At 43.1% G+C, this 18,494-nt stretch carries 16 protein-coding genes and 1 other annotated feature; of the genes, 10 read left to right on the top strand and 6 right to left on the bottom strand.

What is annotated here, in order from left to right; all coding sequences use genetic code 11:
• Positions 1 to 91: 91 nt before the first annotated feature.
• The 4 genes from trpC to trpE all read right to left on the bottom strand — a co-directional run bounded on the left by trpC (position 92) and on the right by trpE (position 4,289).
• On the bottom strand, positions 92 to 922 hold the full coding sequence (gene trpC / locus DWW85_RS05630; protein ID WP_117807913.1) for an indole-3-glycerol phosphate synthase TrpC: 831 nt from the start codon (positions 920 to 922) through the stop codon (positions 92 to 94).
• Between the two features lie 71 nt (positions 923 to 993).
• Positions 994 to 2,004 carry an anthranilate phosphoribosyltransferase gene (gene trpD / locus DWW85_RS05625; RefSeq protein WP_117807911.1) on the bottom strand — a complete coding sequence of 337 codons (1,011 nt, stop codon included), beginning with the start codon at positions 2,002 to 2,004 and terminating at the stop codon, positions 994 to 996.
• 234 nt (positions 2,005 to 2,238) lie between these two features.
• Positions 2,239 to 2,805, bottom strand: a complete 567-nt coding sequence (locus tag DWW85_RS05620) for an aminodeoxychorismate/anthranilate synthase component II (protein WP_117807909.1) — start codon at positions 2,803 to 2,805, stop codon at positions 2,239 to 2,241.
• On the bottom strand, positions 2,802 to 4,289 hold the full coding sequence (gene trpE, locus DWW85_RS05615; RefSeq protein WP_117807907.1) for an anthranilate synthase component I: 1,488 nt from the start codon (positions 4,287 to 4,289) through the stop codon (positions 2,802 to 2,804). Before trpE ends, DWW85_RS05620 begins: the two co-directional genes overlap by 4 nt.
• A gap of 150 nt (positions 4,290 to 4,439) precedes the next feature.
• Positions 4,440 to 4,688, bottom strand: a binding site (T-box leader).
• Positions 4,689 to 4,924: 236 nt separating this feature from the next.
• Between trpE and pta the strand changes: the two genes are divergently transcribed.
• The 6 genes from pta to DWW85_RS05585 all read left to right on the top strand — a co-directional run bounded on the left by pta (position 4,925) and on the right by DWW85_RS05585 (position 11,946).
• Entirely contained in the window at positions 4,925 to 5,938 is a 1,014-nt protein-coding gene (gene pta, locus DWW85_RS05610; protein WP_021944306.1) for a phosphate acetyltransferase, read from the top strand.
• A gap of 323 nt (positions 5,939 to 6,261) precedes the next feature.
• Positions 6,262 to 7,356 carry a hypothetical protein gene (locus tag DWW85_RS05605; protein ID WP_117807905.1) on the top strand — a complete coding sequence of 365 codons (1,095 nt, stop codon included), beginning with the start codon at positions 6,262 to 6,264 and terminating at the stop codon, positions 7,354 to 7,356.
• Between the two features lie 87 nt (positions 7,357 to 7,443).
• Entirely contained in the window at positions 7,444 to 8,283 is an 840-nt protein-coding gene (locus tag DWW85_RS05600) for a DUF6734 family protein (RefSeq protein WP_309295076.1), read from the top strand.
• A gap of 10 nt (positions 8,284 to 8,293) precedes the next feature.
• Positions 8,294 to 8,761 carry a GtrA family protein gene (locus DWW85_RS05595; protein WP_008401732.1) on the top strand — a complete coding sequence of 156 codons (468 nt, stop codon included), beginning with the start codon at positions 8,294 to 8,296 and terminating at the stop codon, positions 8,759 to 8,761.
• Between the two features lie 230 nt (positions 8,762 to 8,991).
• Entirely contained in the window at positions 8,992 to 10,230 is a 1,239-nt protein-coding gene (gene fabF / locus DWW85_RS05590) for a beta-ketoacyl-ACP synthase II (protein WP_117807902.1), read from the top strand.
• Between the two features lie 6 nt (positions 10,231 to 10,236).
• Positions 10,237 to 11,946: an acetyl-CoA carboxylase carboxyltransferase subunit alpha gene (locus DWW85_RS05585; protein ID WP_117807900.1), complete on the top strand. Its 1,710-nt coding sequence runs from the start codon at positions 10,237 to 10,239 to the stop codon at positions 11,944 to 11,946.
• Between the two features lie 86 nt (positions 11,947 to 12,032).
• Here the strand turns inward: DWW85_RS05585 and fucO are convergent, their stop codons facing one another.
• Both fucO and DWW85_RS05575 read right to left on the bottom strand, forming a co-directional pair.
• Positions 12,033 to 13,181 (bottom strand): lactaldehyde reductase, encoded by a 1,149-nt coding sequence (fucO, locus tag DWW85_RS05580; protein WP_117807899.1) that lies wholly within the window; start codon positions 13,179 to 13,181, stop codon positions 12,033 to 12,035.
• Positions 13,182 to 13,369: 188 nt separating this feature from the next.
• On the bottom strand, positions 13,370 to 14,239 hold the full coding sequence (locus tag DWW85_RS05575; protein ID WP_117807897.1) for a DMT family transporter: 870 nt from the start codon (positions 14,237 to 14,239) through the stop codon (positions 13,370 to 13,372).
• Between the two features lie 262 nt (positions 14,240 to 14,501).
• Between DWW85_RS05575 and dnaK the strand changes: the two genes are divergently transcribed.
• The 4 genes from dnaK (at position 14,502) to DWW85_RS05555 (ending at position 18,484) form a co-directional block, all read left to right on the top strand.
• Positions 14,502 to 16,256, top strand: a complete 1,755-nt coding sequence (gene dnaK / locus DWW85_RS05570; RefSeq protein ID WP_117807895.1) for a molecular chaperone DnaK — start codon at positions 14,502 to 14,504, stop codon at positions 16,254 to 16,256.
• A gap of 105 nt (positions 16,257 to 16,361) precedes the next feature.
• Entirely contained in the window at positions 16,362 to 16,757 is a 396-nt protein-coding gene (locus DWW85_RS05565) for a hypothetical protein (RefSeq protein WP_117807893.1), read from the top strand.
• Between the two features lie 14 nt (positions 16,758 to 16,771).
• Positions 16,772 to 17,683 carry a DUF5685 family protein gene (locus tag DWW85_RS05560; protein WP_117807891.1) on the top strand — a complete coding sequence of 304 codons (912 nt, stop codon included), beginning with the start codon at positions 16,772 to 16,774 and terminating at the stop codon, positions 17,681 to 17,683.
• Entirely contained in the window at positions 17,684 to 18,484 is an 801-nt protein-coding gene (locus DWW85_RS05555) for a DnaJ domain-containing protein (protein ID WP_117807890.1), read from the top strand. It begins immediately after the preceding gene.
• Positions 18,485 to 18,494: the final 10 nt, after the last annotated feature.

The following is an 18,494-nucleotide window of genomic DNA, read 5'->3' as shown; positions in this document are numbered from 1 at the left end:
GTTTCCTCCTGTATGTGTTGTTTCTATATTATAAAATATCTTCAATGCTTTCTAATAAAGTTCGTTGTTCCTGCAGAAACAGGATCCGGTTCTATTCTATATCTTCACCCCGTAACCATGCAAATGCGGCTTTCTTATCAGGGCTTCGCATAAAGGTTTCTCCGATCAATACTGCATCTGTGCCATTTCCCTTTAAACGGTCGATGTCCTCCGGTGTGCGGATGCCGCTTTCGGATACATAGACGACCGGTTTGCCATTTATCGAATCCGGGATCAATGTCCGAAGTCTTACACTGTTCATGATGTCAACGGTAAAGGTCTTCAGATCGCGGTTATTTACACCGATAATGTTTGCGCCGATCGCGATCGCACGTCTGACTTCTTCTTCGTCATGTGCTTCTACCAGAACGGACAGCCCGAGGCTTGTTGCAAGCTCGTAATAACTTTTGAGCTGTTCGTCGGTAAGGATCGCACAGATCAGAAGGATCGCAGAGGCACCGATCACCTTTGCTTCATAGATCATATAAGGATCGACAGTGAAATCCTTCCGCAGGATCGGAGTAGATACTGATTCATGGATCGCTGTCAGATATTCGTTGCTTCCCTGAAAATAAAATGGTTCGGTCAGCACGGATATGGCGGATGCACCGGCGGCTTCATATTCTTTCGCAATCTCGATATATGGGAAATCCGGTGCAATCAGTCCTTTGGAAGGGGAAGCCTTTTTTACTTCGCAGATAAAAGAGATTCCCGACTTTGCCAGATTATCCCGGAAAGGGAAAACAGTATATGGCTTAGTGCCGTGTTCCGTCTCTTTTTCTACGATCGCAAGTGCCTTTGCTTTCATTTCTTCAAGGGCAATCTGTTCTTTGCATCCGGTAACCCGTTCTTTTGTTTTTGCTGCTATTTCATCTAAGATCATATATATTCCTCCATAGCGATCCGGAGATTTGAAAGCTCCGGGTCGATTAGGTGTTTTGCTTTTACAAATAATTATGCATTTGTTGCCGCGATAAAGTCATCCAGCTTTTTCAGACCACTTCCATTATTTAAAATATCGGCTGCAAGGGCGAAGCCTTCTTCAAGTGAGATCCGGTTTGTGATATGCAAAGCAGCACCAGCATTTAAGATAACGGCTGTACGTTTGCCATCTGTGATCTTGCCGGATAAGATATCCTTTGTGATCTGTGCATTTTCTTCCGGTGTACCACCGACCAGTTCGGCTTTGTCGCAGAGGGCAAATCCGTAGGCGGTTGGATCTAAGGTGTAAGTGTGAAATGAACCATTGTCAAATTCACATACAGTTGTTGTGGTAACGGCAGAGATTTCGTCCAGACCATCATTTCCATGAACGACCATGCCACGTTTTACACCGAGGTTGCTGAGTACCTTAGCGAGTGGTTCTACAAGAGCTGCATCATAGACACCGAGTAACTGAAGATTTGCTTTTGCCGGATTTGCAAGAGGTCCTAAGATGTTGAATACGGTAGGAATCTTGATCTCTTTTCTTGGAGCACCGACAAATCGCATGGCTGTGTGATACTTCTGTGCAAATAAGAAGCAGATGCCGAGCTCCTTCAGGCAGGCTTCGCTGACTTCACGGGCTGCTGCGATATTTACTCCAAGGGCTTCCAGACAGTCGGCAGTTCCACATTTGCTGGAGGCTGCACGGTTGCCGTGCTTTGCAACCTTGTCGCCGCCTGCTGCTGTTACTAAGGAGGAAACTGTAGAAATGTTGAATGTACCTGCACAGTCTCCACCGGTACCTACAATGTCGATTTCCTCATCGACATCCGGTGTAAATTCACCACAGTGTTTTCTCATGATCTCAGCAAATGCTGTGATCTCCTCGATCGTCTCACCTTTAATGTGAAGGGCTGTTAAAAAGCTTCCGATCTGTGCCTGTGTAGCCTTTCCACTCATAATTTCATCCATAACGGCTGCTGCCATATCCTTATCAAGGTCCTTACCATTAACAACTGCTGCGATTGCTTCTATAATCATATTCATATCCTCCTTGAATGTATGTTCTAATAAACATTTGCGAATCCTATAAAGTATATTCATGATTAAACATTCTGACTTGCCAAAACAGTGGCATTTGAGACCGCCGGTTCTTGATGGTGCGTTAGCAGCATCTTAGTACCGCTGCAGGTCTCAACGAGCGGAAGCGTCCACTGGTTGGTAATGTCAGGAATGTTTAATCATAGAAATATAGTGCTGATTGCAAATGTTTGATTACGCCTCTAAAAAGTTTCGTAAGATGATTGTTCCTTTTGGTGTCAGAATCGATTCCGGATGGAACTGGACACCATATATTTCGTAATCCTTGTGTTTGACTGCCATGATCTCATCATCGTCGGTTCGGGCAATAACGGTAAGAACATCCGGGAAGTTTTCTTCGGAAGTGGCAAGGGAATGATATCTGGCAACCTCGATCCGTTTCTGAAGTCCCTTGAACAGTTTGCAGTTGATGTCGACATTTGCAACGGACATTTTGCCATGCATCAGCTTTTTGGCGTATGTGATCGTTGCACCGTAGGTTTCACAGATTGCCTGATGTCCGAGACAGACACCAAGGATCGGAACCTTGCCGGCAAAATAGGAGATGGCTTCTTCACAGATACCTGCATCGGAAGGCCTTCCGGGACCCGGTGAAATGATGATCTTATCCGGATTCATTGCTTCAATCTCCTGACAGGTATATTCGTCATTTCGTATCACCTTGATGTCAGGATTGATCTTTCCTACAAGCTGATACAGATTGTAGGAAAAGCTGTCATAATTATCGATCAGTAATATCATGCTTCGTCACCTCGTATTTTCTGAGAATTAATCAATGCATCCGTTACGGCTTTTGCTTTGTTGATGCATTCCTGGAATTCATTTGCCGGTACACTGTCGGCTACAATGCCGGCACCGGAACGGACAAATACTTTATTTCCTTTGCGGTATGCGATTCGGATCGCGATGCAGGTATCCAGATTTCCTGAGAAATCGATATAACCGATCGCGCCGCCGTAAATACCTCGTTTGTTATTTTCAAGCTCGTTGATGATCTCACATGCCCGGATCTTCGGTGCACCGGATAAGGTTCCGGCCGGAAGAACCGCATCGACAGCGGAGATCGCATCCAGATCCTCACGGAGTGTTCCGCGTACGGTAGAGCCGATATGCATAACGTGTGAATAACGCTGGATGGACATGTATCGTTCGACTTCGACCGTTCCAAACTGACTGACTTTTCCGAGATCATTTCTTCCGAGATCCACTAACATATTGTGTTCTGCAAGTTCCTTTTCATCTGCCATCAGGCTCTTTTCCAGTTCCAGATCTTCGACCTTGGTTTTTCCCCTTGGTCTTGTGCCTGCCAGAGGAAATGTGTGGAGAACGCCATCCTCTACCTTGACCAGAGTTTCAGGGGAAGCCCCGGCAACCTCGATCGTGTCACCGTCAAAGTAGAACATGTAAGGAGATGGGTTTGTGCTTCGAAGCAGCCGGTAGGTATCGAACAGGCTTCCTTCCATTTCGGCTTCCAGTCGGTTGGAAAGCACGACCTGGAAAATATCTCCTTCATATATATAGTGCTTTGCCTTTTTTACCATCCGGCAGTAGGCTTCTTTGTCAAATAATGGTTTGAATTCTGTCTTAAGAACAGGAGCAGGAATATCGGCTTCTGCGCCATGGAGAATGAGTTCTTTCATTTCTTTGATATCCTGTAAGGCTTTCTGATATCCTTCTTCGGTATTTGCTGTGCCGGCATTTGCGATCAGGATCAGCTTGGATCTTACATTGTCAAATGCGATCACCTTGTCAAATAACATCAGGTCGACATCCTGAAATCCTTCCTCGTCCTTCGCATCAAGCACCAGCTTCTTTTCACTGTATTTCAGATAGTCATAAGAGAAATATCCAACCAGTCCGCCGGTGAAGGTAGGGAAGCCTTCGATCTTCGGACTCTTATAATCTTTTAAAACCTCACGGATGAAGATTTCCGGATGGATGCCGGAGGTCTCTTTGATGACTGCTCCGTTCTCATCCTTTAATGTCAGTGTTCCGTTCATACAGGTGATATCCAGTTTTGGACTGTATCCAAGGAAAGTGTATCTTCCCCAGAGCTCCTGATTCTCCACGCTTTCCAGAATGTAGCAATGCTCATTTTCCGCTTTCAGTTTCTTCAACAGATTGATCGGAGTGATGATATCAGAGAGCATCTCATAACAGACCGGAACCATGTGATATCCCTGTTTCGCATATTCTTTTGCTTCGCTAAGTGTTGGTCGTATCATATGTTTCACCTCGTTCATAAATAATAGTTTAATAAATTATTTGAAATTGTTCATGTATGGTGAGGTGCGTTTTGCCTGATCTGCTTTTTATAAAAAGAAAAAGCACCGTCAGAAGATTGTATAAAAAAATCTCATCCAAAAGCAAAACGCTTATAGGACAAGATACAAATACAACACTCCTGCGGTGCCACCTATATTCATCAAAATCTGATGCACTCAACCATATACTAACATATATGTACTTTCTATAACGGGAAGTCTCCGTCGCCCCTACTAGATTCGCTCGTTCGGTTTGCCCTCGCAAGTCCATTCACTTAAGAAATCATCACTGCAATCTCACCACCTGCAGTTCTCTGGACATGTTGTTCATAAGCTACTCTTCTTGCTCATTGGTTTGTTTTATTGTATTCATATTGCACCGGTATGATATATTTGTCAAGAACTAATTTTATAATTGTTCAAAAAAAGGTACAATTATTTCGATGGAAAACCTTGTTTATTCGTTAAAAATCACTATAATAAAAGTAAGATGACTCGCTATGCGCAAGTATAGCTTTTAATACTGAAAATATACGGAACGTGTATATAATGCATGATATATGATTCGTATAAATAATCAATGGAGGACTATAATCGTGGAAGAACGTAAAAATTTTGGTTTCGGTGTATTAATCGATATTTTGAAGAAAAATCCAAAAACAATTGTTTTGACTGAAGGTACTGATCCCCGTATTCTGGAAGCATCTTCAAGACTTCTTGCAAGTAACTTCCTGCATCCGATTCTTGTAGGAGATCCTGATAAGATTTATGAAGTTGCAGAGGAAAGCGGTTTTAATATAAGAGGTTCCGAGATCATCAATCCAAGGAATTTTGATCGTATGGATGAGATGGTCGAGATGTTCTGTGAACTCAGAAAGAGCAAGGGCGTGACACCGGAGCAGGCAAGAGAGATCCTGTATCAGAACAACTACTTTGGTACGATGCTTGTTAAGATGGGGATTGCAGATTCGCTTCTCGGTGGTGCTACATATTCAACAGCAGATACAGTAAGACCTGCTTTACAGCTGATCAAGACAAGACCGGGCAACACACTGGTTTCATCCTGTTTCATTCTGGTACGTCCGTTTGCAACAGGTGGTAATGAAGTGTTCGCTATGGGTGACTGTGGTATCAACATCAAGCCAAATGAAGATGAGCTGGTTGAGATCGCAGAGGAGACTGTTCGTTGTGCAAGAATTTTCGGTGTAGATCCAAAGGTTGCTTTCTTAAGCTATTCAACCTATGGTTCCGGTAAGGGCGAAGATGTGGATAAGATGAGAAATGCAGCAAGAAAGACAAAGGAGCGTAACCCAGATCTTCCGATCTCCGGTGAGATTCAGTTCGATGCAGCCGTATCACCTAGAGTTGCAAAGAAGAAATGTCCGCAGTCAGAGGTTGCGGGAAATGCAAATACCTTTATCTTCCCTGATATCAATGCAGGAAATATCGGTTATAAGATTGCACAGAGAATGGGTAACTTCTCAGCATATGGACCGATCCTGTTAGGACTTAATTCTCCTATCAACGATCTGTCCAGAGGATGTACAGCAGATGAGGTTTATTCTATGGCGATCATCACGGCAGCATTAGCAGATAATAAAGATGCGTAAAGTGTAGATAGATAAAAGCCGGACATTATCTTTGGTTTAAAGAGATAGTGTCCGGCTTTTGTCTATGTCTAAAGATGATTATTCTATTTGCAGGAATTCTGCGGCTGTTAATATTTGTGGCTTTTGCAGTTTTGATTCTGCTGATTTTTCATTGCAAGAAAGTGTGATTTTTCTTGAAATAAATGGGTAAATGGTTTACCATAATATCATGAGTATTTAGTATGGGATTGTAGCGCTTTTTTAGCGTGAAGGGCGAACAAATGACGCCTGTGAGACAGAAAAATTGGGACAGCATATTTGTGGGTGTCAGAATGGAGATTTGAATGAATTTCGTATATTCATTGTTTTTGCAGAGAACTGGAGAGGAACTTTCACAATTTGATAACAGAATTTCTAACATGCTTCCAGTGGCTGCCGGTCTGGTTTTTTTTGATATGCGAAACTATCGTAATGATAATGGGGAATTTAATGTTTATATAGAGTGGAATGAGGAATTGAATTCCATCCTGAATGACAGACTGCCTTCGGGTGGTTATTTTATAAAGGCAACAAGAAAACAGGCAAGACAGTTGGAAGAAAAAACAGGTGGAATTCCTGTTTATATGAAGTTGATCGCACATGAGGGCAGGCTGTATCCGTATCGCACATATGTGATGTGGAATGGCAGGCCTTTTAGTGTGGAATTTAACGGAAATATATTGATCCCGGTTGATTATAAGAAGAAAGCAGAGAACGTGAGGATACAGGGTTCGCAGAATGGCGGTAAAGGAAATCGTACGGATGTATCTGGAAGCCAGATGAGCAGTCAACGAAGCTTATTCGGTACAAGCCAGAGCAAAATATTAGCAGGCAGTCAACATGGAACTTTTGTTGGTAGTGAACGTGAATTCTGGACAAGCAGTAGTCGACCTTGGATGTATGAGTGGGAATATGAGAATGGCAGCCAGAGAAGTCTATTCGGTGGTAGCCAGAGAAGTCTGTTTAGGACAAGTCAACGTGGAAATTTCTTTGGAAGTCAAGGTAGATTTTGGGGGACAAGTCAGCAGGGATTCCTTTTTGGAAGTCAGCGGGAGTTTTTGACAGGTAGCAATCGGGGATTCTTTTTTGGAAGCCGGAACGGCTTTTTCTATGGCAGCAACCGAGGCTATCTGACGGGCAGCAATCGTGAATTCTGGACAAGCAGTAATCGACCTTGGATGTATGAGTGGGAATACGAGAATGGCAGCCAGCGTGGATTTTTAGCAGGCAGCCGGTACACACCGACATTTTATCAGGCAACAGATGGCGGGGCAGATGATTATGATATTCCGCATTGGTATTACATGCCGCCGGAATGGCAGCTTATAAACCGGTCAAAACGACCATGCAGCAGAAAAGGCGGAAACAGCACATTTGGCTATGGGCTGGATTTAATATAGAGCGGAAGCACCCCTTGACTGAGAAGGTCAAGAGTCTGCAGCTAATCAATATTTAGCTGGTTTTCAATTATTTTGAAAGGACAACATATGGAAGGATTTCATTCTTTATGGTCAAAACCTTATATGGCAGGGAGACATACAGAAGAGTACTGGATGCAGGACTATGAAGTCCTTACGATGATCCTTTCGGCGTTGATGTGGAGAAAACACAATGGGGGGATCCGTTTGTGCGCCGATGCAGAAGCAATCGCATTTGTCGAGAAAATGGGTCTCTACCACATCTGGAATCTCGGAATCGAGGAAATTACAGTGCCGGAAGCGGTACCGGAAAAGGTGTTCTGGGCAGCCGGCAAATTATATTCATTGAAAAAAATGCAGATGCCAGCGGTCATGGTGGATCTGGATCTGATCATCTGGAAAGATATACGGAATATTATAAAAGATACGGATATCTGTGCAATACACAGAGAAGGGATATTCCCTGATGTGTATCCGGGAAAAGAGTTTTTCCATATGAAGCAGGAGTATCGGTTTGACCCGGACTGGAGCTTTGAGGTTCTTCCGGTCAATACCTGTATGTTATATATCGCGGATGAAGCGTTTAAGAATTATTATGTTGACAGTTCGATCACATTTATGGAGAATTGTCTGGAGACAGAGGAGAATCTTTGCCATATGGTATTTGCGGAACAGCGGCTTCTTGCGATGTGCGCAGAGAAGCAGGGAAAGCAGATATCATCTTTTTTTCCCGGTTCGGCACAGATCGAGAACCAGGATATCTTCACACATTTATGGGGCTATAAGAACATTCTGAAATTCAATTATAAAGAAAGGGAAGCTTTTAACCGTAAAATGTATGATCGCATCGTCCGGGAATTTCCGGAAGAAGAGACGACACTCAAGCAGCTTCCGATATCAGGACTATAGGGAGAATGGTATGAAACTTTTACGCAAAATACCAAAGGAAATATACATATATATCGCATGGGGCATACTCGTAGGGGCAGTGAACTTAGGGTCTGCCTGGTTTTTTATGTACAAATGCGGGATAAATGAGATCTATGCCAATTATATGTCGTGGATTTTGTACAACTATGTGTCATTTGCGACAAACCGCAAATCTGTATTCCACACAAAGGCAGCCACGGTAAAGGCATATTTTATCGAACTGGCATTATTCTATCTGAGCCGGGTATCTACACTTCTGATCGAAACGGGAATTATCTTTGCGCTTGTCACCGGACTGAAATGGAATGCGATGGGCGTTAAGGTGTTTACATCGATCCTTGTGATCTTTTTGAATTATTTCATCAGTAAGAAATTTATCTTTTCTATTCAATACGAAAAGAAAAATAGTGGAGAAATGTTGTCGGAAGACGAAGTATGTCGTGAAATCGTGAGATAATTAATAAAAACTTTACAAGATTTATTTCCATATTTTTGTAAAATGTAGTACAATATCGGCGTAACCATGCATTCTGTGCAGTATGTGTGGTTTATACATAAGCTGACAAAGTAAATTTTTATAGAATTTAACAATGCAGGATTTCTTCTATATCTTTCACAGATAATCTGGATGGTATACATATGGAAGAAAATGGAAATCATACTTTATATTAAGGAGAATTATTGAATATGAGTAGAAGAGTAGTGATTACAGGAATGGGAGCGGTTACTCCACTTGGCTTGAATGTGGATGAGTTCTGGAACGGCTTAAAAGAAGGCAGACATGGTTTTGGACCGATTACACAGTTTGATGCATCAGAATATAAGTGCAAGGTTGTAGGTGAAGTAAAAGGATTTGTAGCAAAAGATTATATTGATCCAAAGGCTGCAAGAAGAATGGCAAGATTTTCACAGTTCGCGGTTGCAGCAGCAAAGGAAGCAGTTGCAGATGCAAAGCTTGACATGACAGCAGAAGATCCATACATGGTTGGAACCTGTGTTGGTTCCGGTGTAGGAAGTCTTCAGGAACTTGAAAGTGCATATGAGAAGATCATGACAAAGGGACCGAATCGTGTAAGCCCATTTACAGTACCTATGATGATCAGCAATATCGCAGCAGGTAATATTGCGATTCAGCTTGGCTGCAAGGGAAAGAGTATTGATGTTGTTACAGCATGTGCATCCGGTACAAACAGTATCGGTGAAGCATTCCGTACAATTCAGTATGGAGATGCAGATGTAATGATCGCCGGTGGTACAGAAGCAGCAGTTTCACCGATCGGTATCTCGACATTTGATGCATTAACAGCGTTGTCATCATCTGATAATCCGGACAGATGCTCAATTCCATTTGATAAAGAGAGAGATGGTTTCGTTCTTGGTGAAGGTTCCGGTATCGTGATCTTAGAGGAACTGGAACATGCTAAGAAGCGTGGCGCAAAGATTTATGCAGAGATCAGCGGATACGGATGCTCCAGTGATGCATTCCATATCACAGCACCGGAAGATTCAGGCGAGAGCCCTGCAAAAGCTATGTTAAATGCTGTAAAAGATGCAGGCGTATCCCCGGAGGATGTTGCATATATCAATGCACACGGAACCAGTACACATTTAAACGATCTGGTTGAGACCAGAGCAATCAAGAAAGCATTTGGCGATCATGCAAAGGACATCAAGATTAATTCTACAAAGTCTATGACAGGACATCTTCTTGGTGCAGCAGGTGCGATCGAATGTATCGTTACAGCAAAGACGATCGAGGAAGGCTATATCCACAGAACCCGTGGTCTTCATGAGAGTGAAGAAGAACTGGATCTTGATTATTGTAAAGAGCCATATGAGCAGGAGGTTGATTGTGCGATCAGCAATTCTCTTGGATTTGGCGGACATAATGCATGTATTCTTTTACAGAAATATAAGGAGCAGTAAAAAGAAATGTTATTTATTAAGAAAAAGGCAAAAGAAGCCGAGATGGAAAAAATGAAGGCTGTCGAAACAGAACAGCCAAAACCGGAGACTGTAAAATGTCCGAAGTGTGGAGCTGAGCTTGATAAGCAGAGAGTTGTAAAGGCAAAATATATCTGTTATGAATGTGGTTCTTATTTCCGTGTTAAGACAAAGAACCGTATCAAGATGGTAACAGATTCAAAGTCATTTGAACCATGGTTTGAAGATATGCCGATGTCAAATCCGTTAAATACAGCCGGATATGAGGATAAGGTTAAGGCTGCGCAGGAAAAGACAGGACTGAAAGAAGCGGTTACAGTCGGTAAGGCTCTGATCAATGGTGAGCCGGCTATGATCGGTATCTGTGATGCCAGATTCCTGATGAGCAGTATGGGCTATGTTGTTGGTGAGAAGATTGCCAGAGCGGTTGAGCGTGCGACAGAAGAAAAGCTTCCTGTATTCATGTTCTGTTGTTCCGGTGGTGCCAGAATGCAGGAGGGTATCATTTCCCTGATGCAGATGGCAAAAACCTCCGCAGCATTGAAGAAACATTCGGAAGCCGGATTGTTATATGTATCGATCCTTACAGATCCTACAACCGGTGGTGTAACAGCCAGCTTTGCAATGCTTGGCGATATCATCTTAGGTGAGCCTGGTGCTCTGGTTGGATTTGCAGGCCCTCGTGTTATCAAGCAGACGATCGGACAGGATCTTCCGGAAGGCTTCCAGCGTTCAGAGTTCCTGGTAGAGCATGGTATTATTGATGGTATTATCACCAGAGATAAGATGAAGGATACCATGTATCAGTTGATCGTTACACATAAACAGAGAACCGGTTATGCAAACTTCGATAAGGAAGAAGACGAGAAGTTTGATATCAGCGAGATCTTAAAGGAGAGATTGACTTCTGTTGAGAATAAGACTCCTTGGGAGAAAATTCGTGGTACAAGACAGATGACTCGTCCTTGCGCACTTGATTATATTGATTATATCTGTGAAGATTTCCATGAGATCCATGGAGACAGAACAATGAATGACGATAAAGCGATCGTTGGTGGTATCGGTCATATCGATGGACAGCCTGTAACAGTGATCGCACAGGTAAAGGGTTCCAGCATGACAGAGTGTATGGAGCGTAACTTCGGTATGCCGCTTCCGGATGGATACCGTAAGGCACTTCGTCTGATGAAACAGGCAGAGAAGTTCAATCGTCCTATCATCACATTTGTAAATACACCTGGTGCATTCTGTGGACTGGAAGCAGAGGAGCGTGGTATGGGTGAAGCAATCGCAAGAAACCTTTACGAGATGTCAGCCCTTAAAGTTCCTGTACTTTGTATCCTGATCGGTGAAGGCGGCAGTGGTGGAGCACTTGCTATGGCAGTTGGTAATGAAGTATGGATGCTTGAAAATGCAGTATATTCCATTCTTTCACCGGAAGGCTATGCATCTATTCTCTGGAAGGACAGCAATCGTGCAGAGGAGGCGGCAGAGGTTATGCAGCTTACCGCACAGGATCTTTCAAGACTTGGTGTGATCGAGAAGGTGATTCCTGAGTATGGCGGAGCAGATAAAGAATCTGTCCCATATATCGGTAAATTCATTAAAATGAATGCCAAGGAATTCCTGAAGAAATTCGATGGAATGAGCGGCGAGGAGATTGCTGCTGCAAGATATAAGAGATTCCGTGAGATGTAAATAAAATAAAAAACAGGGATATAACGTTGAGGGCATCATAATGATTATGATGCCCTCGATGTTACATCCCTGTTTTTATATAAATCCTAGATCAATGACTCGTACAGCTTGGTGATATCCTCAACGCTTGTCTCCTTTGGATTGCCTGGGCGGCATGCATCATCATATGCAGACTGAGCAAGGAAAGGAATATCCTCCGGTTTTACGATATCTTTTAAGTCGGCAGGAATTCCAACATCCTGTGATAGCTGACGAACAGCATCGATGGCTGCCTTTCTATATTCTTCCTGTGTCATATCGTCAACGCCGGCAACTCCCATAGCACGGGCAATCTCACGATATTTCTCGCCGGTTGCTTCTGCGTTATATTCCATAACAGTAGGAAGGATGATCGCATTTGCAACACCATGTGGTGTATCGTACAGAGCTCCCAGAGGGTGAGCCATAGAATGAACGATACCAAGACCTACATTTGAAAATCCCATACCGGCAACATACTGGCCAAGTGCCATATCAGCTCTGCCTTCCGGTGTATTTGCTACAGCACCACGAAGGGAACGGGAAATAATCTCGATTGCTTTTAAGTGGAACATGTCAGATAATTCCCATGCAGCAGCGGTAATGTAACCTTCGATCGCATGTGTCAGGGCATCCATACCGGTTGCAGCAGTCAGACCCTTTGGCATAGAACTCATCATCTCAGGATCAACAAATGCAACGACTGGAATGTCTTTTGGATCCACACATACCATTTTACGGTTTTTCTCTACATCTGTGATAACGTAGTTGATCGTAACCTCGGCAGCAGTTCCGGCTGTTGTAGGTACAGCGAAGATAGGTACGGATTTATTCTTGGTAGGAGCAACGCCCTCAAGACTTCTGATATCAGCAAAATCCGGATTTGCGATCACGATTCCAACGCCCTTTGCTGTGTCCATGGATGATCCGCCACCGATCGCAATGATGTAATCAGCTTCAGCAGCCTTAAAAGCAGCAACACCAGACTGAACATTCTCGATCGTAGGGTTTGGTTTAATGTTGGAATAGATCTCATATGCAAGACCTGCGTTGTCCAGAACATCTGTTACTTTCTTAGTAACACCGAACTTAATGAGATCAGGATCAGAGCAGACAAATGCTTTCTTGAAGCCACGGCCGATAGCCTCTGTAGCGATCTCTGCGATTGCGCCTGCTCCATGATAAGATGTTTCGTTTAATACAAATCTGTTAGCCATATAAATAATACCTCCTATTATGTAACTGTGTGCAGGTGACTTGTATATACTGCACAAATCAATTTATATATTTTCTACAAAAACAAGGCAAAAACACCTGTCAAATACAGTGTAATACACTTTGCTGTTGTTGACAATATACAAATAACAAGAAATATTATAGTAATAATTATAAAAAATATCTAAATTTACTTGCCGGTTGCATCTGCTTTTAATCCTGCACGCCAGTTCAGATAAGAAATTCCGATGATAATGGCATACCCGATAAAGCTCAATACATCCGGAATCTGGCTGAAGAAGATGAAACCAAGGATTGCCGAGGTGATGATCTGTGAATAATCGAAGATCGATATTTCCTTTGCCGGAGCATGTGAATAAGCAGCCGTGATCGAGAACTGACCGACAGCAGCGGAGACACCTGCCATTAACAGACAGATCAACTGAAAAAGAGACATCGGTTTATAAAAGGCGATCACAAATGGCAGCATGACCAGAGTCGAAAATGCGGAGAAAAAGAATACGATCTGTGGATTTTTTGCACCGTGGTTGCTTAGATATCTTACTGCCGCATAAGCAGCGCCTGCACCCATACCGCCGGTAAAACCGATGAGACCCGGAGCAAAATCAGCGAAGTTCAGGGATGGTTTGATAACAAATAAAGCACCGATGAATACCCCGATCAGAGCAGCATATTGTTTCAGACTTGCCTTTTCCTTTAACAGGAAGATCGAGAAGATAACAGCGGCAAACGGTGACAGCTTATTTAAGATCGAAGCATCGGCGATGTTCATGTGATCGACTGCATAGAAGTTACACATGATACCGAGTGTGCCGCAGATCGACCGCATAAACAGCATCGGAATATGTCGTTTCTCATAATGCAGTCCGACATCACTTCGGATCAGGACAACAAGCGCTATGAATGCTGCGACCAGGTTACGGAAAAATGCTTTTTCAATCGTAGGAAGATCGCCGGATAATCGTACGAATACGTTCATAAAAGAAAAACCGACACCGGCCAGAATTATATAAAGAATTGCTTTTGTTTTCTCTCGCATATAAAAACACCACTTTCTGTTTGTTAGATATTTGCGAAAATAAACAGTATTTTCGCATTATGCCGGTATATGAAGACACATTCCATAGCAATGCTCATTATAGCATGTTTTCGTATTTGTCAGCAGCCAAAGTTTTATGAAACACTTTATACTTGCTTTATAAACTATACACAATTTATTCAAAAAACTTGTCTATCATACATTCTAGAAAAAGTGTAAGAAAAAATAATTTAAATAATTGATGCAGAATAGGAGATCATACATGAGCAGGGTAATAGGAATAGATTTAGGAACGACAAATAGCTGCGTGGCCGTTCTGGAAGGCGAACAGGCGACAATCATACCGAATGCCGAAGGCAACCGTACCACACCATCGATAGTAGCCATTACGAAAAATGGCGACAGACTGGTGGGGGATGCTGCAAAGAGACAGCTTACGGTAAATGTAGACAGAACCATTGCATCGATCAAGAGAGAAATGGGAACAGCATATAGAAAAAGAATAGATGGAAAAGATTATTCACCACAGGAGATATCGGCGATCATTCTGTCAAAGTTAAGAGCGGATGCAGAAAACTATCTAGGTGAGCCGGTTCATGATGCGGTCATCACGGTTCCGGCGTATTTTGATGACAGTCAGAGACAGGCGACGAAGGATGCCGGAAAGATCGCAGGGTTAAATGTACTTCGAATCATCAACGAGCCGACATCAGCGGCACTTGCCTATGGTCTGGATAACGGACAGGCACAGAAGATTCTGGTATATGACCTTGGTGGCGGAACCTTTGATGTATCCGTGATTGAGATCGGAGATCATGTGATCGAGGTTCTTGCAACTGCAGGCGACAATCATCTTGGTGGTGATGATTTTGACGAGCGTCTGGTGCAGTATGTGATAAAGTCATTTAAGAAAGAAACAAGGATCAATCTGGAGAAAGATATAACAGCGGTACAGCGTATCCGGGAAGCATGCGAAGAGGCAAAGAAGGAATTATCCAGTACGCTGCAGACTCATATCAATCTTCCGTTTATCACGGTCGTAAAGAACGAGCCGAAGCATCTCGATATGCTCATAACCAGAGAGTTGTTCAATGAGCTGACAGATGATCTTGTAAAACGGACAGACGGTCCGGTCAATCAGGCACTTCGGGATGCAGGTATATCAGCCGGAAGTTTAGATAAGGTATTATTGGTTGGTGGGTCAACCAGAATCCCTGCCGTTATGGACGAGGTTAAGAGGATAACCGGAAAAGAGCTTTCGAAGAATCTCAACCCGGATGAGTGCGTTGCGATGGGAGCTGCGATTCAAGGAGGAAAGCTCAGTGGTGGTCTGACCGTTACGAATAAGGTAAATGATATTTTGCTGATGGATGTAACACCATTGTCTCTGTCAATCGAGACTTTAGGTGGTATTGCAAATGTACTGATCCCAAGAAACTCACCAATTCCGACCAGGGTATCCAAGATCTTTACGACGGCCGGAAATTTCCAGCGTGATGTAGAGGTAAAGGTGTATCAGGGCGAACGCAAATATACCAGAGATAATAAGCTGCTTGGTAACTTCCGCCTGAGTGGAATCAAGCGAGCACTTGCAGGAGTTCCGCAGATCGAGGTTACATTTGATCTTGATGTAAATGGTATCCTAAAGGTATCTGCAAAGGATCTTGGCAGAGGCGTGGAACAGCAGATCGTTATCACATCCAGTACGAATCTTTCAGAGGAAGAGATTCGCCGGGCAAGAGAAGATGCCATGCGGTATGAGGAAGAAACTCAGGGCAACAAGGAAAATATGGATATCTGGAATGAAGCTGAAGCATATGTATATAAAGTAGAAAATCAGCTAGAGGTACAAAGTCAGAAACTGGATAAGGCTCAGATCAAGAAGATTCGGAGAGATCTGGAATATCTGAAGAAGCTCGTATGCCGGACGGATGCTGACCGGATCACGGATATAGAAGCAGGCAATATAAAGGATGCTTACAGACAGTTGCAGGAATCTGCAATGATCCTTGGATAGGCAGAATATTACGAACATCGGATTGGAAATATATAGATAGAATAAATGACCTGAAGGTACTGAAATGGCAGCAGATCTGCAGGGCAAAGAAAGAATGGTGCTGATATGAGAGATAAGATTTATAACTTTATGCGAACAAGATATGGAAATGACCAGTTTTCGTCATTTCTGACTTGGACAGGAGTGCTCCTGATCATCATAGATGTCTGGGCGAAGACAGGAGTTTTGTATTTCCTTGGACTTGCTTCTTTTATCTATGGATATGTGCGCATCTTTTCTAAGAAATATGACAAACGTGCGGAAGAAAATAAGTGGTTTCTAAGCCACACGACAGGCGTTCGAAATGTATTTAAACGGATGAAGAAAAGCAAAGAAGCCGGAAAAGATTATAGGATCTTTACCTGCCCACGTTGTGAGCAGATGATCCGGATTCCACGAGGCAAGGGCAGGATCGAGATAAGATGTCCGAAATGTGGGAATACTTTTATTAAGAAAAGCTGAATGGAGACAGGTGCGTGTTTGGATATATAGTAGTAAACCAGCAGGAAATGAAATTTAAAGAATTTGACGAATACCACAGGTATTACTGCGGGTTGTGCAGGGCGTTAAAAGAAGATCAGGGCGCAAAAGGCCAGTTGTCATTAAGCTACGATATGACATTTCTGGTGCTGCTGCTTACCGGATTGTATGAGCCGTCAGAGGAGCGGGGTACAAAAAGGTGTGTGGTCCATCCGATGACAAAGCATGAATATGCTAGAAATCTGTACTCCGATTATGCAGCGGATATGAACCGTATTCTTACATATTATAAATGCATGGATGACTGGACAGATGATAAGAAGCTGTTTCGTAAGCTGTATGCGGAGCTTTTAATACCGAAGAAAGAGCTGGAAAAGAAAGACAGCCGGTTATATGATTACAGACAAAAGATTGATACTATTGCAGATCGGCTTGCAAAGATTAGTGAGCTTGAGAAAGAAAACAGTGAAGATCTGGATCGTCTATCAGGATATTTTGGTGAAGTGCTGGCAGAGATATTTGCCGTAAGAGCTGATGCATGGGAAGAAAATCTGAGAAAGATCGGTTATTATCTTGGAAGATTTGTATATATTCTGGACGCTTACGATGATATCGAAAAAGACAGGAAAAGACACAGCTTTAATCCACTGATACACAAGTTGACATGCAGTGAAGAAACGAAGACAGAGGACATTCCGGTGGAGGAATGGCAGATGCTTGCAGACTGGGTAAAAGAAGTCCTGATGATGCAGGCGGCAGAATGTGCCAGAGAATTTGAGAAGCTTCCGATCATAAAAAATGTGGAAATTCTCAGGAATATCGTGTATTCTGGCATATGGAATAATTATTATAAAGCAACTGCCGAAAGATGCGGTAGCAAAGCAGATAACAGGCAGAATGGAGAATAAATGAAAGATCCTTATGAAGTACTGGGATTGCCGCATGGTGCCAGTAATGATGAAGTAAAAAGTGCATACAGACGATTGAGCAGAAAATATCATCCGGATGCGAATATCAACAATCCAAATAAAGCCGAGGCTGAGGAGAAGTTCAAAGAGATCCAGCAGGCATACAAGACGATTATGGATGGTGATACCGGTTATGGAAATTCATACGGAGCAGGTGGATATGGCAGCCCGTATGGAAATGGTTCATATGGTTCAGGCAGTTACCGAAACAGCAACAGCGGTGGAAGAACGACTTATGATGAGACAGATCCGTTTGGCGGATTCTATGGCGGCTTTGGACCGTTTGGTGGGTTCGGTGGTTATACCGGTGGAAGACGGGAGGACTATGATCCAAACGATCAGGATTCCAGATATTTTCAGGCAGCCAGAAACTATCTGCGGTCAGGCAGTTATGAGGAAGCAAGAACAGTATTGAACCAGATTCAGGATCATAATGCAAAATGGCATTATTATTCCGGTGTGTGCAATGCCGGACTTGGTAATCAGATCCGGGCGCTTGAGATGCTTCAGAGAGCGATACAGTTAGAGCCAGATAATATGGAATACAAGCAGGCATACGAACAGATCAAGAGCGGATCGAAATGGTATATGGATCAGGGACAGGGCTACGGCATGGATATGTCAGGCCGGGATATGACAAAATGCTGTAATACATTCTGCACTACCCTGCTTTGTCTCTCCTGCTGTGGTGGAAATATGTGCTGTTTCCCTTGTGGCGGCTATTATTCAGGCGGTTATTAGAAGGAAAATC

The sequence above is a fragment of the Clostridium sp. AF17-21AC genome (assembly GCF_003461365.1).
GTDB lineage: Bacteria > Bacillota > Clostridia > Lachnospirales > Lachnospiraceae > Coprococcus > Coprococcus ammoniilyticus.
Note: the sequence above shows the minus strand (reverse complement) of the source record. Positions and strands in the feature narration are given on the sequence as shown.